The following is a 17,959-nucleotide window of genomic DNA, read 5'->3' on the forward strand; positions in this document are numbered from 1 at the left end:
CTTAGCCTCCGGTCCGGGCGACCTTCTGGGTCGAAAGATGTTGGCTCTCGCTGATGGTCGCGCCTTGCGGTTCGGTGGGCGAGTCGGATTCCGGCTTATATGCCGGAACCAGCGGCGTCGCCTCGCCCGTGCGGGTATCGACCGAAGAAATCACGGACATGCCGGGGCGAAGCGGCAGACGCTCTCGGTCGGCATCCGAGATTTCGATGCGGACGGGAACGCGCTGTACAACCTTGGTGAAGTTGCCCGTGGCATTCGATGCCGGAAGCAGGCTGAAAACCTGCCCGGTTCCCGCCGTCATGCTGACGACCGTGCCATGCAGCACTTCTTTCGGCCACGCATCGACACGGACCGAAACTTCGGCCCCGGGATGGATCGACGCAATCTGCGTTTCCTTGAAGTTGGCCTCGACATAGACCTTGTTGACCGGAACGAGCGTCCCGATCCGGCTACCGGTCGTCACGAACGAGCCGGTCTCGACCTGCCGCTCGGTCAGAACGCCGTCGAATGCGGCGCGGATCTCGGTGAAACCCAGATCACGCTGGGCTTGGCGGACCGCAGTCTCGGCCGAACGGGTTTCGATCGCCGCGCTATCGACCTTGGCATTCAGAACGGTCAATTCGGCCTGGGACTGGGCAAAAGCAGCCTTTGCGCTTTGCACCTGAGCCGCAGTGGATTTCGCGGTCGCTTCGGCGGCGTCCAATGCGGCCTGAGTCCCCGCCGAAGATGATTTCAGTTCGTTCGCACGCCGGAACGATTTCTGCGCACCGTCATTCGTCGCCTCGGCGGCGGCAACCGATGCCTCAGCCTGCGCGATCGAGGCATGCGCAGCCGTGATCTGGGCCTGAAGCTGGTTCTCGGCGCTTTTGGCTGTCGCCAGACTGTTGCGGGCCCGCTCCAATGCCAGTTGGTAATCTTCGGGGTCGATGCGGGCAATGACCTGCCCCTTGGCTACCGGAGCGTTGGGTTCGACCATAATCTCGGACACATAGCCCGTCACCCGCGCCTGCAATTGGATCAGATCGGCCTGTAGATAGGCATCGTCGGTTTCCTGATGGAAGCGGCCAAAGCTGTACCAGTGCCAACCCTCATAGCCCGCCACGGACAAGACAAGAATCCCAAGGATCGACAGGACGCGTTTCGCCTTGCCACCGCTGCCTTTTGACGCAGGCTTTTGGTCGGGAGTGCTTTTATCGTCAGAAACTGCCATGATCCGGCCTTCTTTCATGCAGGAGCCGTATGTCGGCGCGTCGGTGAGGGGGCCAACCGTGATTCAATGCGGTTGTAGCGTCTGGAAATACATTGACCGAACCGTTCGGTCAATGTAGCAAATGGGGACAGCCATCCCCAATTTGAAGGGCAAATGCTTCCACAATCTGGAATTGGACGAATATGACCGAGATTGCCGAAACCGCCACACCGACCGACGACAGCCCCAAACGCCAGCAAATTCTGGATGGGGCAAGGCGGATGTTTCTGACCAAAGGGTTCGAGGCGGCCTCGATGCAGGACGTGGCGAAAAGCGCCGGCGTATCGAAAGGGACGCTTTACGTCTATTTCGACAGCAAAGAGACGATGTTCGAGGCGCTGGTCCTGTGCGAATGCGGACGGATGCAGGAAATCATGCGCCAGATCGGATCGGGCGGCGGCTCGGTCGAGGAACAGTTGCGCGAGATTGCGCGGCAGATGGTGAACCGCCTGCTGCAATCCGAAGTCCTCAGCGCCATGCGCATGGTCATCGGCACGGGCGAGAAATTCCCCGATCTTGCACGCAAGGTCTATGAGGCAGGGCCGATGCGCTCGGCCCATACTCTTGCCGGTTATCTCGCACAGCGGGTCGAACGCGGCGATCTTCGCATCGAGGATTGCGGGGCGGCCAGCGCGGAATTCATCGATCTGGTCATCTCGGGTCAGCAACGCCGCGCGCTGCTGATGATGCCGCCGATGTCGAGCGAGGATCTGGAACGCTATATCGACCGTCGGGTCGCATTGTTCCTGACGGCCTATGCCGCCTGAGCCTTGCCCGCGACCGATGCGACGCGGGCAAGTTCCGTTCCTTTATTCCGGCAGGATGCGGACCGCGCCCTTGTCAGCCGAGGACGCAAATGCCGCATAGGCTTTCAGCGCGGTGGTGACATTGCGTTTGCGCACCTCGGCCGGTTTCCAGCCCAGCTTGTCCTGTTCGTCACGGCGGGTCGCCAGCTCGGCCTCGTCCACCAGCAGGTTGATGGTGCGGTTCGGAATGTCGATGGCGATCATGTCGCCATTCTTCACCAGACCGATCGTTCCGCCCTGCGCGGCCTCGGGCGAGGCATGGCCGATCGACAGGCCCGAAGTCCCGCCCGAGAAGCGCCCGTCAGTGATCAGCGCACAGGCTTTGCCCAGACCCTTCGATTTCAGGTAGCTGGTCGGATACAGCATTTCCTGCATGCCCGGACCGCCCTTCGGCCCTTCGTAGCGAATGACGACCACATCGCCCGCCTTGACCTTGCCGGTCAGGATGCCGCTGACCGCCGCGTCCTGACTTTCATAAACAACGGCGGGGCCGGTGAATTTCAGGATCGACTCGTCCACGCCTGCGGTTTTCACGATGCAGCCATCCAGCGCGATATTGCCTTTCAGCACTGCAAGGCCACCGTCCGCCGTGAAGGGAGAGTTGACCGAGCGGATCACGCCGTTCTGGCGGTCAAGGTCCAGCGTTTCCCAACGCGCTTCTTGGCTGAAGGCCACTTGGGTCGGAATCCCGCCCGGCGCGGCGCTGAAGAATTTATGGACCGTTTCGCTGTCGGTGCGCGAGATGTCCCAGCGATCAATCGCATCGCCCAAAGTCGGCGCATGGACGGTCGGCGTGTCGCGATGGACCAGACCGCCGCGCTCCAGCTGCCCGAGGATCGCCATGATGCCTCCAGCGCGGTGAACGTCCTCCATGTGGACGTCCTGCTTGGCCGGGGCGACCTTCGACAGGCACGGCACCTTGCGCGACAGCCGGTCGATATCGCTCATGTCGAAATCGATTCCGCCCTCATGCGCGGCGGCAAGGATGTGCAGAACGGTATTGGTCGAGCCGCCCATCGCAATGTCCAGCGACATGGCGTTCTCAAACGCCTTCTTGTTCGCGACATTTCGCGGCAGGATTGAGTAATCCTCTTGCTCGTAATGACGGCGGGCAAGGTCGACGATCAGGTGGCCAGCCTCGACGAACAGGCGCTTGCGGTCGGCATGGGTCGCCAGCGTCGAGCCATTGCCCGGCAGCGACAGACCCAGCGCCTCGGTCAGGCAGTTCATCGAGTTCGCGGTGAACATGCCCGAGCAGGAGCCGCAGGTCGGGCAAGCCGAGCGCTCGATAACCTGCACATCCTCATCCGAGACGGAATCATCTGCAGCGGCGACCATGGCATCGACCAGATCCAGCGCATGGGTCTTGCCGTGCAGGACGACCTTGCCAGCCTCCATCGGGCCGCCCGAGACGAAGACGGCGGGGATGTTCAGGCGCATCGCCGCATTCAGCATGCCGGGGGTGATCTTGTCGCAGTTCGAGATGCAGACCATCGCATCTGCGCAATGGGCGTTGACCATGTATTCGACGCTGTCGGCGATGATCTCGCGCGAGGGCAGCGAATAAAGCATCCCGTCATGGCCCATGGCGATGCCGTCATCGACCGCGATGGTGTTGAATTCCTTGGCGACGCCGCCCGCAGCCTCGATCTCGCGCGCGACGAGTTGGCCCAAGTCTTTCAAGTGGACGTGGCCGGGCACGAATTGGGTGAAGCTGTTGACGACGGCAATGATGGGCTTGCCGAAGTCCCCGTCCTTCATACCCGTGGCCCGCCAGAGGCCGCGCGCCCCTGCCATGTTGCGGCCATGAGTAGTCGTGCGAGAGCGATAGGCTGGCATTTTCGAAATTCCCGTATGGATCCGGACCGCTCGCGGTCCTGTCTGCCGCAGGGTTACCATCTTTGACCGACCAGTTGCCAGTGCCTCGAATCGCTTTTTGCGTCGTTATCAGCCCATTCAACGAAATTTTATGTCTCGAATTGACCGAAAACGTTCGACTTCGAGCAAAGTAGACTCATTGTATACTTTATGTATTTTTTAATTGATTTTCATGTCGACCGGGAGGATACAATTTGTGGAATCGGTCAGAAAGACCGGAACATCAACACGGGAGTTGAAAAGACATGAAGACCAAGGTTCTCGCTCTTGCGGCCCTGACGACCGCGCTTGCTGGCCCCGCGCTTGCCGACAAGCTTGACGACATCATCTCGTCGGGCACGCTGCGCTGCGCCGTCGTGCTGGACTTCCCGCCGATGGGCTCGCGCGATGCGAACAACACTCCGGTCGGGTTCGACGTCGATTACTGCAACGATTTGGCCGCCGCGCTTGGCGTCACCGCCGAAATCGTCGAAACTCCGTTCCCCGAACGTATTCCCGCGCTGATGTCGGGCCGCGTCGATGTCGGCGTTGCCTCGACCTCGGACACGCTAGAGCGTGCCAAGACCGTCGGCATGTCCGTCCCCTATTTTGCCTTCGAAATGGCCGTGACCTCGAATGACAAGGCCGGCATCACCTCGTTCGAGGGGATGAAGGGCAAAACCGTCGGTGCGACCGCTGGCACTTTCGAGGCGATCGCATTGGAAAAGCAGGTCAAGGAATGGGGTGAGGGCGAATTCCGTCCCTACCAGACGCAGGCTGACGTCTTCCTTGCGCTGAGCCAGGGCCAGATCGACGCCACCGTTTCGACCTCGACCGTGGCACAGGCCAACGTCAAGACCGGAAACTTCCCCGGCATCTCCGTGGTCGGTAAGGCACCCTTCGACACCGATTATGTCGCGCTGTTCACCAACCGCGAGGAATACGGCCTGATCAACTACCTGAACCTGTTCGTGAACCAACAGGTCCGGACCGGCCGCTACGCCGAGCTTTACGAAAAATGGGTTGGCGGCGACCTGCCCGACCTGACTGTTTCGGGCGTTTATCGCTGATTTGACGGCCCGGTGACCGGCATGGGACGATCCGTGCCGGTTGCCCGCGATCAGGGGCGAAACGCCGATGTTCAATTATACTTTCCACTGGAATCAGGCGCTAAAGGCCCTGCCCCAGATGCTGGATGGTGCGCTGGTCACCCTTAAGATCGCGCTGCTGTCCATGGCCATCGGGCTGGCTTTCGCCCTGTTGCTGACCCTTTTCCGGCTGTCGGGAAGCCGCATCCTGTCAGGCTTTGCCCGGACCTGGATCGAGATCGCCCGTAACACCCCCGCGCTGTTCCAGATCTATATGGCGCATTTCGGGCTGGGCAGCTTCGGCATCCACCTTAGCCCCTTCACTGCCCTTCTGGCGGGCATCGCCTTTAACAACGCAGGCTATCTGGCCGAGAACTTTCGCGGCGCGCTGAAGGCCATTCCGGACACCCAGACCCGTGCAGGCCGCTCGCTGGGCATGTCCGCGATTCAAGCGTTCCGGCTGATCGTGCTGCCGCAAATGCTGCGCGTGGCGTTTCTGCCAATCACCAACCAGATGGTTTGGGCGATCCTGATGACCTCGCTTGGGGTCACTGTCGGGATGAATACCGACCTTGCCGGAGTCACGCAGGAGTTGAACGCGCGTTCGTTCCGGACCTTCGAATTCTTCGCAATCGCTGCCGTGATCTATTACGCCATCGCCAAGGTCGTCACCCTTGCCGCGCGTCTGATCGCCTGGCGCATGTTCCGCTACTAAGGAGGCCCGCATGTTCGATACCGCAATGACCGCGAACGATCTGCTGTTCCTGCTCAAGGGCGCGGGCATGACACTGGCCGTCACCGGAGTCTCGGTCGCGGCAGGGACGCTGATGGGTGTCATCTTCGGCGTCATCCGGGTGCAGATCGGGCCGTGGTGGGCCGCTCCACTGACCTTCCTGCTGGACATCTTCCGCTCGGTGCCGCTGCTGATCCAGCTTGTGCTGGGCAATGCATTCCAGTCCATCGCGAAACTGGGCTGGGCGCCATTCACCACCTCTTGCGTGATCCTGTCGCTTTACACCGCCGCCTATTGCACCGAGATCGTGCGCGGCGCCATCGACTCGGTCCCGCCGACGACCCGCCGTGCGGCACGATCGCTTGGCATGACATGGGCGCAGGATATGCGTTTCATCGTCGCTCCGCTGGCAACGCGGATCGCGCTGCCGTCATGGATCGGCCTGACACTCGGCGTGATGAAGGACTCATCGCTTGTCCTTTGGCTTGGTCTGATCGAATTGCTGCGCGCTTCGCAGGTGCTTGTCACCCGTCTTCAAGAACCGCTGTTCATCCTGTCGATCTGCGGCCTGATCTATTTCCTTCTCAGCTTCCCTATCGCCCGGCTTGGCGGGTACCTGGAAAAACGGTGGTCCCCCAATGATTGAGATCCAGAACGTCCGCAAATCCTTCGGCTCGCTCGAAGTCCTCAAGGGCATCGACCTGACCGTGCAGAAAGGCGAGGTCGTGACCGTGATCGGTGGCTCCGGCTCGGGTAAATCGACGCTGCTGACCTGTATCAACGGGTTGGAACCCATCGACTCGGGGCGCATCCTTGTCGACGGGACCGAGGTTCACGCCAAAGCCACCAACCTGAACAAACTGCGGCAAAAGATCGGCATCGTTTTTCAGCAATGGAACGCCTTCCCGCATTTGACCGTGCTGGAAAACGTCATGCTCGCACCGCGCAAGGTGCTTGGCATGGCCAAATCCGAGGCCGAGGCGATGGCCGTCAAGCAACTCACCCATGTCGGCCTTGCAGACAAACTCAAGACCTATCCTTCGCGCATGTCGGGGGGACAGCAGCAACGTATGGCCATCGCCCGCGCGCTTGCGATGTCACCCGATTACATGCTTTTCGACGAGGTGACTTCGGCGCTTGACCCGCAACTGGTGGGTGAGGTGCTGGACACCCTTCGCATGCTCGCCTCGGAAGGCATGACGATGATCTGTGTCACCCACGAGATGAAATTTGCCCGTGAAGTCTCTGATCGTGTGGCATTTTTCCACAAAGGCGTCATGGCCGAGATTGCGGCTCCTGCGGAATTGTTCGGCGCACCCAAAGACCCCGAACTGCAAAAATTCCTTGCTGCGACCCACTGAGCCGGAATGCCTTCGACCATGAACCCGCCGTCCTCGTCTGACCGATATCCCGAAATGCGCGGCAAAGCTTCGCCGCAAAGCGATGTCATCGTGATCGGTGCGGGTGTCATCGGCCTGTCTGCTGCCTTGGCGCTTCAAGCGCGAGGGCTGTCCGTCACCGTCCTCGACCGCGAAGGCCCCGCCGCAGGGGCGTCGGCGGGCAATGCGGGGGCCTTTGCCTTCACCGATATCCTTCCGCTTGCCTCGCCCGGTCTGCTCAGGAAAGCTCCGAAATGGCTGCTAGACCCGCTCGGGCCGCTTTCGGTGCCGCCGTCCTACGCGCTGAAGATCGCGCCATGGATGTACCGTTTCTGGCGCGCTTGCTCACCCGCACAGGTCGCGCGTTCAACGACGGCACAGACGGCATTGATGGACCTGTCGAAGGCCGAACTCGCACCCTTCCTTGCGGCGTCGAACACGCTGGGAATGTTGCGCAAGGACGGCAATCTGCAGGTCTATGAAAGCGACGCAGAATTCCAGGCATCGCTGGCAGGATGGCAAGCAAAGGAGCGTCACGGGATCGAATTCCGGCATCTCGATGCCGAAGCCATGGCCGAGTTGCAGCCGGGGCTGGATCCGCGCTTCATCAAGGGCACCTTCACCCCCGGCTGGTTTTCCATTGCGGACCCCAAGCTGTACACGCTGGCCTTGGCCGAGCGTTTCCTTGCTGCTGGTGGCGTGATCGAACAAAGCGCAGCCACAATGCTACGGCCAGTCGAAGACGGGGTCGTTATCGACGGCGTTCGCACCTCGGGGCATGTCGTGGTTGCCGCGGGGGCCCATTCGCACCATATCGCGCGCAGTCTTGGCGAGAAAATCCCGCTCGAAACCGAGCGCGGCTATAACACCACCCTTCCCCCCGAGGCGCTGGATCTGCGGATGCAGATCACCTTTGGCGGTCATGGTTTTGTCGTTTCGCGCCTTTCGACCGGCATCCGCGTCGGCGGGGCGGTCGAGCTTGGCGGACTGGATCTGCCGCCGAACTTCAAACGTTCCGAGATGATGCTGGCCAAGGCAAAATCCTTCCTGCCCGATCTCGACACGACAGGCGGCAAGCAATGGATGGGCTTCCGCCCTTCGACACCGGACAGCTTGCCCGTCATCGGCCATTCCCGCGCGACGTCGCGCGTCATCTATGCCTTTGGCCACGGACATCTTGGTTTGACCCAATCCGCCGGAACGGCCCGTCTGGTGGCCGATCTGGTCACCGCTCGGGCTCCGGCCATCAATCTGACTCCTTTCTCGCCGCAAAGGTTCTAATTCCATGACGACCCATACATTCTCGTGCATCGACGGGCATACCTGCGGGAACCCTGTGCGCCTCGTTTCGGGGGGCGGGCCCCGTCTGGACGGCGCGAACATGCTTGAGAAACGCGCCCATTTCCTGCGTGAATTCGACTGGGTCCGGACCGGCCTGATGTTCGAGCCGCGTGGCCACGACATGATGTCGGGCTCGATCCTGTATCCGCCCACCCGGCCAGATTGCGACGTTGCCGTGCTGTTCATCGAGACCTCGGGCTGCCTGCCCATGTGCGGCCACGGCACCATCGGCACGATCACCATGGCGATCGAGAACGGCCTGATCCAGCCGCGCGAACCGGGAAAACTGTCGATCGACGCCCCTGCCGGCAAAGTCGATATCACCTACCGCCAAGAGGGCCGCTTCGTCGAGGAAGTCCGCCTGACCAACGTCCCCGGCTTCCTGCATTCGCAAGAACTGACTGCCGAGGTCGAAGGACTGGGCGAAGTCGTCGTGGACGTGGCCTATGGCGGCAATTTCTACGCCATTGTCGAGCCGCAAAAGAATTTCCGCGATATGGCCGACCACACGGCAGGCGAGTTGATCGGCTGGTCACCCAAACTGCGCGCTGCGCTGAACGCGAAATACGAATTCATCCACCCCGAACATCCCGAGATCAACGGGTTGTCCCACATCCAATGGACCGGCGCGCCGACTGTCGAAGGTGCCCATGCCCGCAACGCGGTCTTTTATGGCGACAAGGCCATCGACCGCTCGCCATGCGGAACGGGAACCTCGGCGCGGATGGCGCAACTCGCCGCCAAAGGCAAATTGAAGGCAGGCGATGAGTTCGTTCATGAATCGATCATCGGCAGCCTGTTCAAGGGCCGCGTCGAGGCCGAAACGACTGTCGCGGGTCGCCCCGCGATCATCCCCTCTATCGCAGGCTGGGCGCGGATGACGGGCTATAACACCATCTTCATCGACGACCGCGATCCCTTCGCCCATGGCTTCGTGGTGAAATGAGCAACGCACCCGCCCTTCGTATCCTTGCAGGTCAGGCCGAAGGTCCGGTCCTTGCGCTGGCCGAGGGGCTAAGCTTCTGGGGTGGCGTCGATCCGGCAACGGCGCGGATCATAGATGCCCGCCACCCCAATCATGGCGCGGCAATCGCGGGAACTGTCCTGCTGATGCCGACAAGTCGGGGGTCCTGCACCGGCTCCGGCGTGATCCTTGACATGGTGCTGAATGGAAAGGCTCCGGCAGCCCTGATCTTTTCCGAGCCCGAAGACGTCGCGACATTGGGCGCAATGATCGCGGTCGAGATGTTTGATCGCGCACTTCCGGTGCTGCGTGTAACTCGGGACGAGTTGGACCAGCTTTCGCGCCAGCCGCGACTGCGGATCGAGGCCGAAGCCATCATCGCCGGAGAACTGCGCGTCGATATCGCGCCGGATGCCCATTCGGGACTGCACCTGACCGAAGACGATCTCGCCATTGCGGATGGTCGCGATGGTGCCGCCGCCGCGCTGGCCATGCGGATCATTTGCGGCATGGCCGTGCAGCAAGGCGCGACCGAGCTGACAGATATCTCGCGCGGGCATGTCGATGGCTGCATCTATGCCAGTCCCGCCAATCTGATCTTCGCCGAGAAGATGGAGGAATTGGGAGCCAAGGTCCGCGTTCCGACCACGATGAACGCGATCTCGGTCGACCGGAAGAACTGGCGCGACCAAGGCGTGCCCCCTGTTTTCGGCGATCCCGCCTCGAGGCTGGCCGACGCCTATGTTCGTATGGGGTGCAGACCCAGTTTCACCTGCGCGCCCTATCTGCTGGATGCCCCGCCCGAACAGGGTGAAAGCATCGCTTGGGCGGAATCGAATGCCGTCATCTATGCCAATAGCGTGCTGGGCGCGCGGAGTCCGAAACATCCGGATTTCCTTGAATTCTGCATGGCGGTGACGGGTCGCGCCCCCTTGGCAGGTGTCTATCTGGATGCGGCCCGCAAGGCAGCCGTGGCGCTGGACTTCGATCTTCCGCCCGAAGCCGATGACGCCATCTGGCCGCTGATCGGCTACATCGCGGGAAAAGCTGCGCCGGACCGGATCCCCCTGCTTTGCGGCTTGGCCGAAAGCCACCCACAACCCGACGATCTGAAAGCGATCTGCGCAGCATTCGGCACCACCTCCGCCGCCCCTATGCTGCATATCGAAGGCATCACTCCCGAGGCTGCATGTGCCGCAGCCTCCGATATTCCACGCATCAGGATCGGCATCGACGATCTGGCCCAAGGCTGGGCGCTGCTCAATCAAGGCCCCGAGGACATCGACCTGATCGCGATAGGAAGTCCACATGCCTCGTTGAACGAATGCCGCAAACTGGCCGACGCGTTGGCAGGACAAAAAGTGCGGATTCCGGTCATCGTAACCGCCGGACGCGCGGTGATCACGGATGCCAAGGCGGACGGGACATTCGACGCCCTGGTCGGTAGCGGCGTGCAGATTGTGCCTGACCTGTGCTGGTGCTCGATCACCGAGCCGGTCTTTCCACCAAGCGCCCGCACGGTCATGACCAATTCCGGCAAATACGCCCATTACGGGCCGGGTCTGTCAGGACGTGCATTGCGGTTGGGCAGCATCGCGGATTGCGTTGCCGCGGCGCTGTCCGGACGCGCGCCCTCTCGCCTTCCCACGTGGCTGAAACACCAGAACTGAACGAGGAAACGATGCGCAGCAGCAAAACCGTCCATGTGATCTCGGCACATGCCGAAGGGGAAGTCGGCGACGTGATCGTGGGTGGCGTCCTGCCTCCACCCGGCGAAACGGTCTGGGAGCAAAGCCGCTGGATCGCCAAGGACAACGCGCTGCGCAACTTCGTCCTGAACGAACCCCGCGGCGGGGTCTTCCGCCACGTGAACCTGCTGGTCCCGCCAAAGCACCCCGAGGCCGACGCCGCTTTCATCATCATGGAGCCCGAAGATACGCCGCCGATGTCAGGATCGAATTCGATCTGCGTCGCGACGGTTCTGCTGGATGGCGGATTGGTCCCGATGCAGGAACCCGTCACGCAAATGGTGCTTGAGGCTCCGGGGGGGCTTGTTCGCGTTCGCGCCGATTGCCGGAATGGCAAGGCCGAACGCATCTATGTCCAGAACCTGCCAAGCTTTGCAGGCGAACTCGACGCGCAACTCGAGGTCGAGGGACTGGGCACATTGACGGTCGATACCGCATTCGGAGGCGACAGTTTCGTCATTGTGGACGCAGCGGCGATGGGCTTCCGGCTGGAGGCCGACGAGGCCCATGACATCGCACGTCTTGGCGTCAGGATCACCGACGCCGCGAACAAGCAATTGGCCTTTCACCATCCGACCCTGCCGGACTGGAAGCACTTCTCGTTCTGTCTGTTTGCCGGACCGGTCGAGCGCGGCCCCGATGGTCTGCGCGCCAAGGCAGCCGTTGCCATTCAACCGGGCAAGGTTGACCGCTCTCCGACGGGGACGGCGCTTTCGGCGCGGATGGCCGTGCTTCATGCCCGCGGCCAGATGGGGCTGGATGACACGCTGACTGCCGTCTCGGTGATCGGCTCGACCTTTCAGGGCCGCATCCTTGGTGCCACAAAAGTCGGCGACGTCCCTGCGATCTTCCCCGAGATTTCGGGACGTGGGTGGATCACCGGCATTCATCAACACTTGCTCGACCCCTCTGACCCTTGGCCGCAGGGCTACAGGCTGGCAGATAGCTGGGGCGCACGCTAATTCCAGCATGAGAACCCCAGCGACAGGAAACGTGTCCATGACCAAGAAAACCCCGGCCCCGACAACCGAGCGAAAGCGTGGCGAAGGGGTAAAATTCGTCTACGAGATCCTGCGCGACGATATTATCGATCTGGTGCTGCCTCCGGGCAGCCCGATCGACGAAATCCAGCTGGCCGAACGCCTGTCGATGTCGCGCACTCCGATCCGCGAGGCCTTGGTCCGGCTGGCTGGCGAAGGGTTAGTGACGACCTTGCCGAACCGCTCGACCGTGGTGTCGAATATCGACTTCCTGAACCTGCACACGTTCTTTGACGCCTTGACGCTGATGTATCGCGTGACCGGTCGCCTAGCTGCCGAATACCGGACCGAGGCCGATCTGACGATCATCCGCGCCCATCAGGCCGAATTCGCCCGTGCCGTCGCCGATCAGGATGCACTGGCCATGATCGCCACCAACCGCGAGTTTCACGCAGCCATAGCCGAGGCTGGCCGCAACCCCTATTATACAGGCCTGTTCAACCGGCTTCTGGACGAAGGGCGACGGATGTTGCGCCTTTATTATTCGTCCTTCGATGATCGCCTGCCCCAGCAATATGTCGACGAGCACGAGGACATCATCGCCGCGATCGAGGCCCACGACATCGACACGGCCGATCGCCTGTCCAGCCAGCATGCCGACCAGATCGTCCAGCAGATCCGGCAGATGATCTCGCGCGACCGCCGTCAGCAAATCGCGCTGTGAACCCGTAGCACGGCTGATCCGGACGATCAGTATCTCAATATTTTATATAAATTTCAATTTGTTAATCTAATTACTTATACGATACCCTTGGATTCCCGCATTTCCTATTCGGAGACGAAGTTGTTTAACTTTCACCTATTCACCCGCGCCACGTACAAGGCACTTTTCCTCGCTATACTTACCATTTGCGGCATTTGGTCGGCCCATACTGCGACAGCTGAAGGCAAAGGCCGTATCGTTAAGTGCAAACTCGTTATCGACGCCGAGGAATACATCAACGCGCCCTGTAAATTCGATCCGCGAGGCAACGACGGATCTTTCAATATCATGGCGCGAAACGGGATGTATTTTGCCGCAGTCCGTATCGAAACGCCCGGTCGGGCTTTGGGCTACTGGAACGAAGAACCGTATGCAGGGCACGCACACACAAATCTGGGCGAGTTGAAACAAGACGGGGCTTGCTGGGTCAACGACCGAGCCTCGGTTTGCGCTTGGTGAACTAACCCCGCCCCGTCATTGACCAGACACTTCCATGCACTTGGCCCGCCACGCAAACGCGCTGGCGGGCTTTTCAATTCATCGCTCAAATCTTGTCGACAAATAAAATACAACGTATATTGTTGTCGAGAATACTACCCGAATCGCGTGTTTGCGCGGCCTTTGCAAATGCTGACAGGAGACCCTGAATGAACGCCCAGATCTTTTCCGGCTGCATGCCGGCGTTGATGACCCCGTGCAAAGAAGATCGCACTCCTGATTTCGATGCTCTGGTCCGGAAGGGCAAAGAACTGATCGCGGCAGGCATGGCGGCTGTGGTCTATTGCGGATCAATGGGCGACTGGCCGCTGATCTCGGATGAAGAGCGGATGGAAGGCGTCGAGCGTCTGGTCAAAGCCGGTGTTCCGGTGATCGTCGGAACCGGCGCGATCAATACGGCCAAAGCGGTGGCTCTGGCGGCTCACGCCCAGAAGGTCGGCGCGCAGGGCCTGATGGTCATTCCGCGTGTACTGTCGCGCGGCCCCTCGGTCGCGGCGCAGCGCAGCCACTTCAAGGCGGTTCTTGCCGCTGCTCCGGACCTTCCGGCGGTTATCTATAACAGCCCCTATTACGGATTTGCGACGCGCGCCGATCTGTTCTTCGCGCTCCGCGCCGAGCATCCGAACCTTGTGGGCTTCAAGGAGTTCGGCGGGCCGGATGATCTGCGTTACGCCGCAGAAAACATCACCAGCCGCGATGACGAGGTCACGCTGATGATCGGCGTCGATACCTGCGTGTTCCACGGCTTTGTCAATTGCGGCGCTACCGGCGCAATCACGGGCATTGGCTGCGTCCTGCCCAAGGAAGTGCTGCATCTGGTCGCGCTGTCGCAAGCCGCGGCGCGTGGCGACGTCGAGGCCCGCCAGCGTGCGCTGGAACTGGAAGCCGCGCTCGCCGTCCTGTCGTCGTTCGACGAAGGTCCGGATCTGGTGCTTTTCTTCAAGCATATGATGGTGCTCAAAGGAAACCCGGAATACACCCTTCACTTCAACGAAACCGACGCTCTGTCGGACAGCCAGCGCGGCTATGCCGAAGTGCAGTTAGGTCTTTTCGACGCATGGTATGCCGACTGGTCGCGCCAACCCGGAGCGGTCCAGAAATACGCCGCCTGACAGGGAAATCCCCGACGCAGCGCATAAGCCGACGGCAAGCGGATACCCGCTTCTCCGGCTGAAGTGACGCCATAAAAATGACCGACCTCTGCCCTTCCCGCAGAGGTCGGTCGATTTGTTCATGATCGATGTTGATCAAAGCGACACGCCATCCTGCAACCGGCCCTAGAATTACCACGGGCATCCGAAATCAGACATAACGATTGAAAACCTCCTTGCGTGAATCCGTCCCGACATGCTTCCCTTCTCCGCGAAGGCTGAACCATCTTATCAGACGGGTATCATGTCACTTATTTCCTATCTCACCGATCCTGTAGCCGCGCTTTTCATATGCCTGGGCCTTGGACATCTGGTCGGTCGCTTGCGGATTGGCCCTGTCGCGATTGGCGGGGTGTGCGGCACACTTTTCGTGGCGCTGGCCTTTGGCCAGTTCGGCGTCCGTATCCCGAACGAACTGAAAAACGTGGCCTTCGCGCTGTTCATTTACGCGCTAGGTTTCACCGCCGGACCGCAATTCTTTTCAAACATCAGGGGTGGCGCGCGCTATGCCGTGTTTCCCCTGATCGAAGTCATCGTCGCGCTTAGCCTGACGCTTGCTGCGGTGGCGTTTTTCCAATTGGATGCCGGAACGGCAGCAGGGCTTTTCGCAGGCTCGGCAACGGAATCTGCGGTGCTGGGAACGGCGTCCGAGGCGATCTCGAAACTGGATCTTCCTGCCGTCCAATCCGAGGAAATGCTGGCCAATATCGCGACGGCCTACAGCCTGACCTATTTGTTCGGCCTGATTTCCATCGTGATTTTTGTCACCAATATCGCGCCTGCCTTGCTGGGCCGCAATCTCAAGGTCGAAGCCGAGGCACTGGCTGCCACATTGAGCGGCGATGAGGAAGGCGGCGACATCGGGGCCTTGCCCGTCATCGTCGAACGCGCCTTCGAAGCAGGTGAACTGGCTGGACAGACCCCGCGACACTTCGAGGAAACCCGTCACTGGACCGTGGTCATCCATGCGGTCAAACGCGGCGATCAGTTGCTGTTGGCCGATTTGGACTTCGTCATCGAACCCGGCGACATCGTCGTTTTGCGCGGTCGTCGCAGCACCTTGATCGCAGCCGGAAAAATGCTGGGCCGCGAGGTTCCGCTGTCAGAAGGCGTGGGCTTCCCGCTGGTTTCGGACGAGGTGATCCTGACCCGCCGCGAGGCATTTGGCCATGAATCGCGCGACTTGCGCCGTCTTGCCAATCCCGAGGAACAGCGCGGCATCTTCCTGACCCAGATCCGCCGCATGGGGCATGAAATCCCTGCTCTGCCCAAAACAATTCTTCAAGAAGGCGATATCCTGACGCTTTACGGCCCCGCCGAAGCGGTCAAGCGGGCTGTCGCAGCACTGGGCGAACCTCTTCCTCCGGATGAGAACACCGACTTCGTCTTTCTCGGCCTTGGCATCGTGGTCGGTCTGCTGATCGGGCATCTCAGCTTCAAGATGGGTGCGCTGGATCTGACCTTGGGCTTGGGTGGCGGCGCGCTGCTTTCCGGCTTGCTGTTTGGCTGGCTGAACATGCGGTTTCCTCGCCACGGCGCTTTCCCCGAAGCAGCGGCCCATTTTGCCAAGGATTTCGGCCTAGCGGCCTTCATCGCGGCAATCGGGCTGGGGGCCGGGCCGGATGCGATCAAACTGATCAAGGAATACGGTCTGGTCTTCCCCATTTTGGGTATCCTGCTGTCGATTGCGCCTGCATTCGTATCGCTCTTCATCGGTGCGAAGCTCATGAAAGTGCCGATGCCGATCCTGCTGGGCGCGATTGCCGGTCAGCATTGCAGTACGCCCGCGATCAGCGCCTTGGTCAATCAGGCCGGAAATACTACGCCGGTGATCGGCTACACCGTCACCTATGCCGTCGCGAACGTCCTGCTTCCCTTGACCGGACCGGTGATTGTGAACCTTGCATTTGCCCTGACCGGCTAGGAACCGGTCCGGCCCATCGACGCCATCGCGGCAGCAAGATGGGCCGAAGCCTCTACCCCGTCGATCAGTTTCAACGAAACCAAATGCTCAAGCTTCGGCTTGAGCGTTGCCATTCCTGCACAGCCCAGAATGGCGACCTGCGCGCCCTCGGTATCGGCAGCATCGCGGATGACCTCGGCCAAACGATTGCAGACCGCGTCACCGCCCGCTTCGACCGTCAGCACCGACAGGTCCGACGCCCGGACCGAGGTGCAAAGCCCGCCATACCCCGTGCGGTGAACGTTCTGTTCGATGACCGGAACCGAGACCTGCAGGGTCGTCACAATCGCATATGGCAAACCCAGCAATGTCGCGGTCGCACAGGCGGCTTGACCGATCCCCAGAACCGGACAATGCGCGGCTGCCCGCATTTCCTCCAAGCCCGTATCGTCGAAGCAGGCTATGATGATTGCGTCCGCGCCAAGCGACTTCGCCGCCGGCAGTTGCGCCATGAGGCCCGAAACCGCCGCCATCCCGTCCTCGGGGCCTTGGATCGCAGGCGGCGCGCCGTGGTTGGTCCAGCCAATGATCTCGGCCCGAGGCAAGGTTTTCCGGGCAACGTCAACAATGCTTGTGGTCATATGTTCGGATGAATTCGGGTTAAGGTACAGAAGCCGCATCAGCTGGCCCGCCGCGCGCGACGTTTTCCCAAGATCCAAAGCGTGCCAAGAAACACGAGGATCATCACCAGCGAAAAGACCGTGGTCAGCGTCCCCAGTGCATAGATCACCGGCTTGGTGACATTGGTCGTCATACCGAAGATCTCGAGCGGCAATGTGTTGTGACTGCCCGCCGTCAGCAGAGTGCGCGCAAACTCGTCATAGGAAAGCGAGAAGCCGAACAGCGCCACCCCAATGACCGAAGGCGCGATGATCGGCAGAACGACGTGCCGGATGGTCTGCCAAGCCGTTGCGCCTTGGTCGCGGGCAGCTTCTTCGAAGCGTTTGTCGAAGCGGTTGAACACCGCGAACATGATCAACAGGCCGAATGGCAGCGTCCATGTCAGTTGCGCGCCGAAACCCGACGTCGCCCAATAAACCTTGGCTCCGACCTGATTGAAGATCAGCCCCACCCCGAGCGACACGAGGATCGACGGGATCACCAGCGAAGCAATCGTCAGATAGAACAACACGCCCGAGCCCGCGAATTTCTTGCGGAATGCCAGACCGGCCATGACCGAGATGACCACGGTAGCCACCATCACCATCAGACCCAGCGCGAATGATCGGCGGAACGCACCCCAGATGTCGCCCACGGCCTGCTGCTCGAACAGATTGTGGAACCAGTAGGTCGAGACGCCATTCATCGGGAAGGTCAGCCCGCCCTGCGGGCCCTGAAAGCTGAGAATGCCGATGGTGATCGTCGGGCCGTACAGGAAGATCACGAACAGGATAAAGAAGGCAGTCAGCCAATAGAAGCTGCGCGGACGGGGTTCCATG

At 60.9% G+C, this 17,959-nt stretch carries 16 protein-coding genes; 12 read left to right on the top strand and 4 right to left on the bottom strand.

The features are described from left to right. Position 1 precedes the first annotated feature (1 nt). Positions 2 to 1,210, bottom strand: a complete 1,209-nt coding sequence (locus GL286_RS03615) for an HlyD family secretion protein (protein WP_155094154.1) — start codon at positions 1,208 to 1,210, stop codon at positions 2 to 4. A gap of 182 nt (positions 1,211 to 1,392) precedes the next feature. Between GL286_RS03615 and GL286_RS03620 the strand changes: the two genes are divergently transcribed. Next, positions 1,393 to 2,016, top strand: coding sequence for a TetR/AcrR family transcriptional regulator (locus GL286_RS03620; RefSeq protein ID WP_155094155.1), 624 nt, complete (start codon positions 1,393 to 1,395; stop codon positions 2,014 to 2,016). A gap of 42 nt (positions 2,017 to 2,058) precedes the next feature. Here GL286_RS03620 and ilvD read toward each other — a convergent pair whose 3' ends face one another. Continuing rightward, positions 2,059 to 3,894 (bottom strand): dihydroxy-acid dehydratase, encoded by a 1,836-nt coding sequence (ilvD, locus tag GL286_RS03625; RefSeq protein WP_155094156.1) that lies wholly within the window; start codon positions 3,892 to 3,894, stop codon positions 2,059 to 2,061. Positions 3,895 to 4,178: 284 nt separating this feature from the next. Between ilvD and GL286_RS03630 the strand changes: the two genes are divergently transcribed. From GL286_RS03630 to aspT, 11 genes are all read left to right on the top strand, one after another. Continuing rightward, positions 4,179 to 4,982: an ABC transporter substrate-binding protein gene (locus GL286_RS03630; RefSeq protein ID WP_155094157.1), complete on the top strand. Its 804-nt coding sequence runs from the start codon at positions 4,179 to 4,181 to the stop codon at positions 4,980 to 4,982. A 67-nt stretch (positions 4,983 to 5,049) separates the two neighbouring features. Then, positions 5,050 to 5,715: an amino acid ABC transporter permease gene (locus tag GL286_RS03635; RefSeq protein WP_155094158.1), complete on the top strand. Its 666-nt coding sequence runs from the start codon at positions 5,050 to 5,052 to the stop codon at positions 5,713 to 5,715. A gap of 10 nt (positions 5,716 to 5,725) precedes the next feature. After that, the gene (locus GL286_RS03640; protein WP_155094159.1) at positions 5,726 to 6,379 is read left to right on the top strand and encodes an amino acid ABC transporter permease; all 654 of its coding nucleotides are present in this window, start codon (positions 5,726 to 5,728) and stop codon (positions 6,377 to 6,379) included. Then, on the top strand, positions 6,372 to 7,094 hold the full coding sequence (locus GL286_RS03645; protein WP_155094160.1) for an amino acid ABC transporter ATP-binding protein: 723 nt from the start codon (positions 6,372 to 6,374) through the stop codon (positions 7,092 to 7,094). The genes GL286_RS03640 and GL286_RS03645 overlap by 8 nt, the downstream gene beginning before the upstream one ends. A gap of 54 nt (positions 7,095 to 7,148) precedes the next feature. After that, positions 7,149 to 8,393, top strand: a complete 1,245-nt coding sequence (locus GL286_RS03650) for an NAD(P)/FAD-dependent oxidoreductase (protein ID WP_155094525.1) — start codon at positions 7,149 to 7,151, stop codon at positions 8,391 to 8,393. A 4-nt stretch (positions 8,394 to 8,397) separates the two neighbouring features. Beyond that, positions 8,398 to 9,399, top strand: coding sequence for a 4-hydroxyproline epimerase (locus tag GL286_RS03655; RefSeq protein WP_155094161.1), 1,002 nt, complete (start codon positions 8,398 to 8,400; stop codon positions 9,397 to 9,399). Then, positions 9,396 to 11,087 (top strand): cis-3-hydroxy-L-proline dehydratase, encoded by a 1,692-nt coding sequence (gene lhpI / locus GL286_RS03660; RefSeq protein ID WP_155094162.1) that lies wholly within the window; start codon positions 9,396 to 9,398, stop codon positions 11,085 to 11,087. The genes GL286_RS03655 and lhpI overlap by 4 nt, the downstream gene beginning before the upstream one ends. Before the next feature lie 11 nt (positions 11,088 to 11,098). Continuing rightward, positions 11,099 to 12,127, top strand: coding sequence for a trans-3-hydroxy-L-proline dehydratase (locus GL286_RS03665; protein WP_155094163.1), 1,029 nt, complete (start codon positions 11,099 to 11,101; stop codon positions 12,125 to 12,127). A gap of 37 nt (positions 12,128 to 12,164) precedes the next feature. After that, on the top strand, positions 12,165 to 12,869 hold the full coding sequence (locus GL286_RS03670; RefSeq protein WP_155094164.1) for a GntR family transcriptional regulator: 705 nt from the start codon (positions 12,165 to 12,167) through the stop codon (positions 12,867 to 12,869). Between the two features lie 686 nt (positions 12,870 to 13,555). After that, positions 13,556 to 14,518, top strand: a complete 963-nt coding sequence (locus GL286_RS03675) for a dihydrodipicolinate synthase family protein (RefSeq protein WP_155094165.1) — start codon at positions 13,556 to 13,558, stop codon at positions 14,516 to 14,518. 283 nt (positions 14,519 to 14,801) lie between these two features. After that, a complete protein-coding gene (gene aspT / locus GL286_RS03680) occupies positions 14,802 to 16,481 on the top strand; it encodes an aspartate-alanine antiporter (protein WP_155094166.1) in 1,680 nt (559 codons plus the stop codon). Here the strand turns inward: aspT and GL286_RS03685 are convergent. After that, positions 16,478 to 17,140: an aspartate/glutamate racemase family protein gene (locus tag GL286_RS03685; protein ID WP_155094167.1), complete on the bottom strand. Its 663-nt coding sequence runs from the start codon at positions 17,138 to 17,140 to the stop codon at positions 16,478 to 16,480. The genes aspT and GL286_RS03685 overlap by 4 nt on opposite strands. Next, complete coding sequence (locus tag GL286_RS03690) at positions 17,140 to 17,958, bottom strand: ABC transporter permease (RefSeq protein ID WP_155094168.1); 819 nt, start codon at positions 17,956 to 17,958, stop codon at positions 17,140 to 17,142. The genes GL286_RS03685 and GL286_RS03690 overlap by 1 nt, the downstream gene beginning before the upstream one ends. Position 17,959: the final 1 nt, after the last annotated feature.

It is taken from the genome of Paracoccus aestuariivivens (assembly GCF_009711225.1).
Classification (GTDB): domain Bacteria; phylum Pseudomonadota; class Alphaproteobacteria; order Rhodobacterales; family Rhodobacteraceae; genus Paracoccus; species Paracoccus aestuariivivens.

What these genes read in the sequence shown, in the direction of transcription:
- GL286_RS03615 (WP_155094154.1), bottom strand. Translation starts at nt 1,210, where the DNA reads ATGGCAGTTTCTGACGATAAAAGCACTCCCGACCAAAAGCCTGCGTCA.
- GL286_RS03650 (WP_155094525.1), top strand. Translation starts at nt 7,149, where the DNA reads ATGCGCGGCAAAGCTTCGCCGCAAAGCGATGTCATCGTGATCGGTGCG.
- GL286_RS03670 (WP_155094164.1), top strand. Translation starts at nt 12,165, where the DNA reads ATGACCAAGAAAACCCCGGCCCCGACAACCGAGCGAAAGCGTGGCGAA.
- GL286_RS03690 (WP_155094168.1), bottom strand. Translation starts at nt 17,958, where the DNA reads ATGGAACCCCGTCCGCGCAGCTTCTATTGGCTGACTGCCTTCTTTATC.
- GL286_RS03675 (WP_155094165.1), top strand. Translation starts at nt 13,556, where the DNA reads ATGAACGCCCAGATCTTTTCCGGCTGCATGCCGGCGTTGATGACCCCG.
- aspT (WP_155094166.1), top strand. Translation starts at nt 14,802, where the DNA reads ATGTCACTTATTTCCTATCTCACCGATCCTGTAGCCGCGCTTTTCATA.
- GL286_RS03655 (WP_155094161.1), top strand. Translation starts at nt 8,398, where the DNA reads ATGACGACCCATACATTCTCGTGCATCGACGGGCATACCTGCGGGAAC.
- GL286_RS03630 (WP_155094157.1), top strand. Translation starts at nt 4,179, where the DNA reads ATGAAGACCAAGGTTCTCGCTCTTGCGGCCCTGACGACCGCGCTTGCT.
- GL286_RS03685 (WP_155094167.1), bottom strand. Translation starts at nt 17,140, where the DNA reads ATGCGGCTTCTGTACCTTAACCCGAATTCATCCGAACATATGACCACA.
- GL286_RS03645 (WP_155094160.1), top strand. Translation starts at nt 6,372, where the DNA reads ATGATTGAGATCCAGAACGTCCGCAAATCCTTCGGCTCGCTCGAAGTC.
- lhpI (WP_155094162.1), top strand. Translation starts at nt 9,396, where the DNA reads ATGAGCAACGCACCCGCCCTTCGTATCCTTGCAGGTCAGGCCGAAGGT.
- GL286_RS03620 (WP_155094155.1), top strand. Translation starts at nt 1,393, where the DNA reads ATGACCGAGATTGCCGAAACCGCCACACCGACCGACGACAGCCCCAAA.
- ilvD (WP_155094156.1), bottom strand. Translation starts at nt 3,894, where the DNA reads ATGCCAGCCTATCGCTCTCGCACGACTACTCATGGCCGCAACATGGCA.
- GL286_RS03635 (WP_155094158.1), top strand. Translation starts at nt 5,050, where the DNA reads ATGTTCAATTATACTTTCCACTGGAATCAGGCGCTAAAGGCCCTGCCC.
- GL286_RS03665 (WP_155094163.1), top strand. Translation starts at nt 11,099, where the DNA reads ATGCGCAGCAGCAAAACCGTCCATGTGATCTCGGCACATGCCGAAGGG.
- GL286_RS03640 (WP_155094159.1), top strand. Translation starts at nt 5,726, where the DNA reads ATGTTCGATACCGCAATGACCGCGAACGATCTGCTGTTCCTGCTCAAG.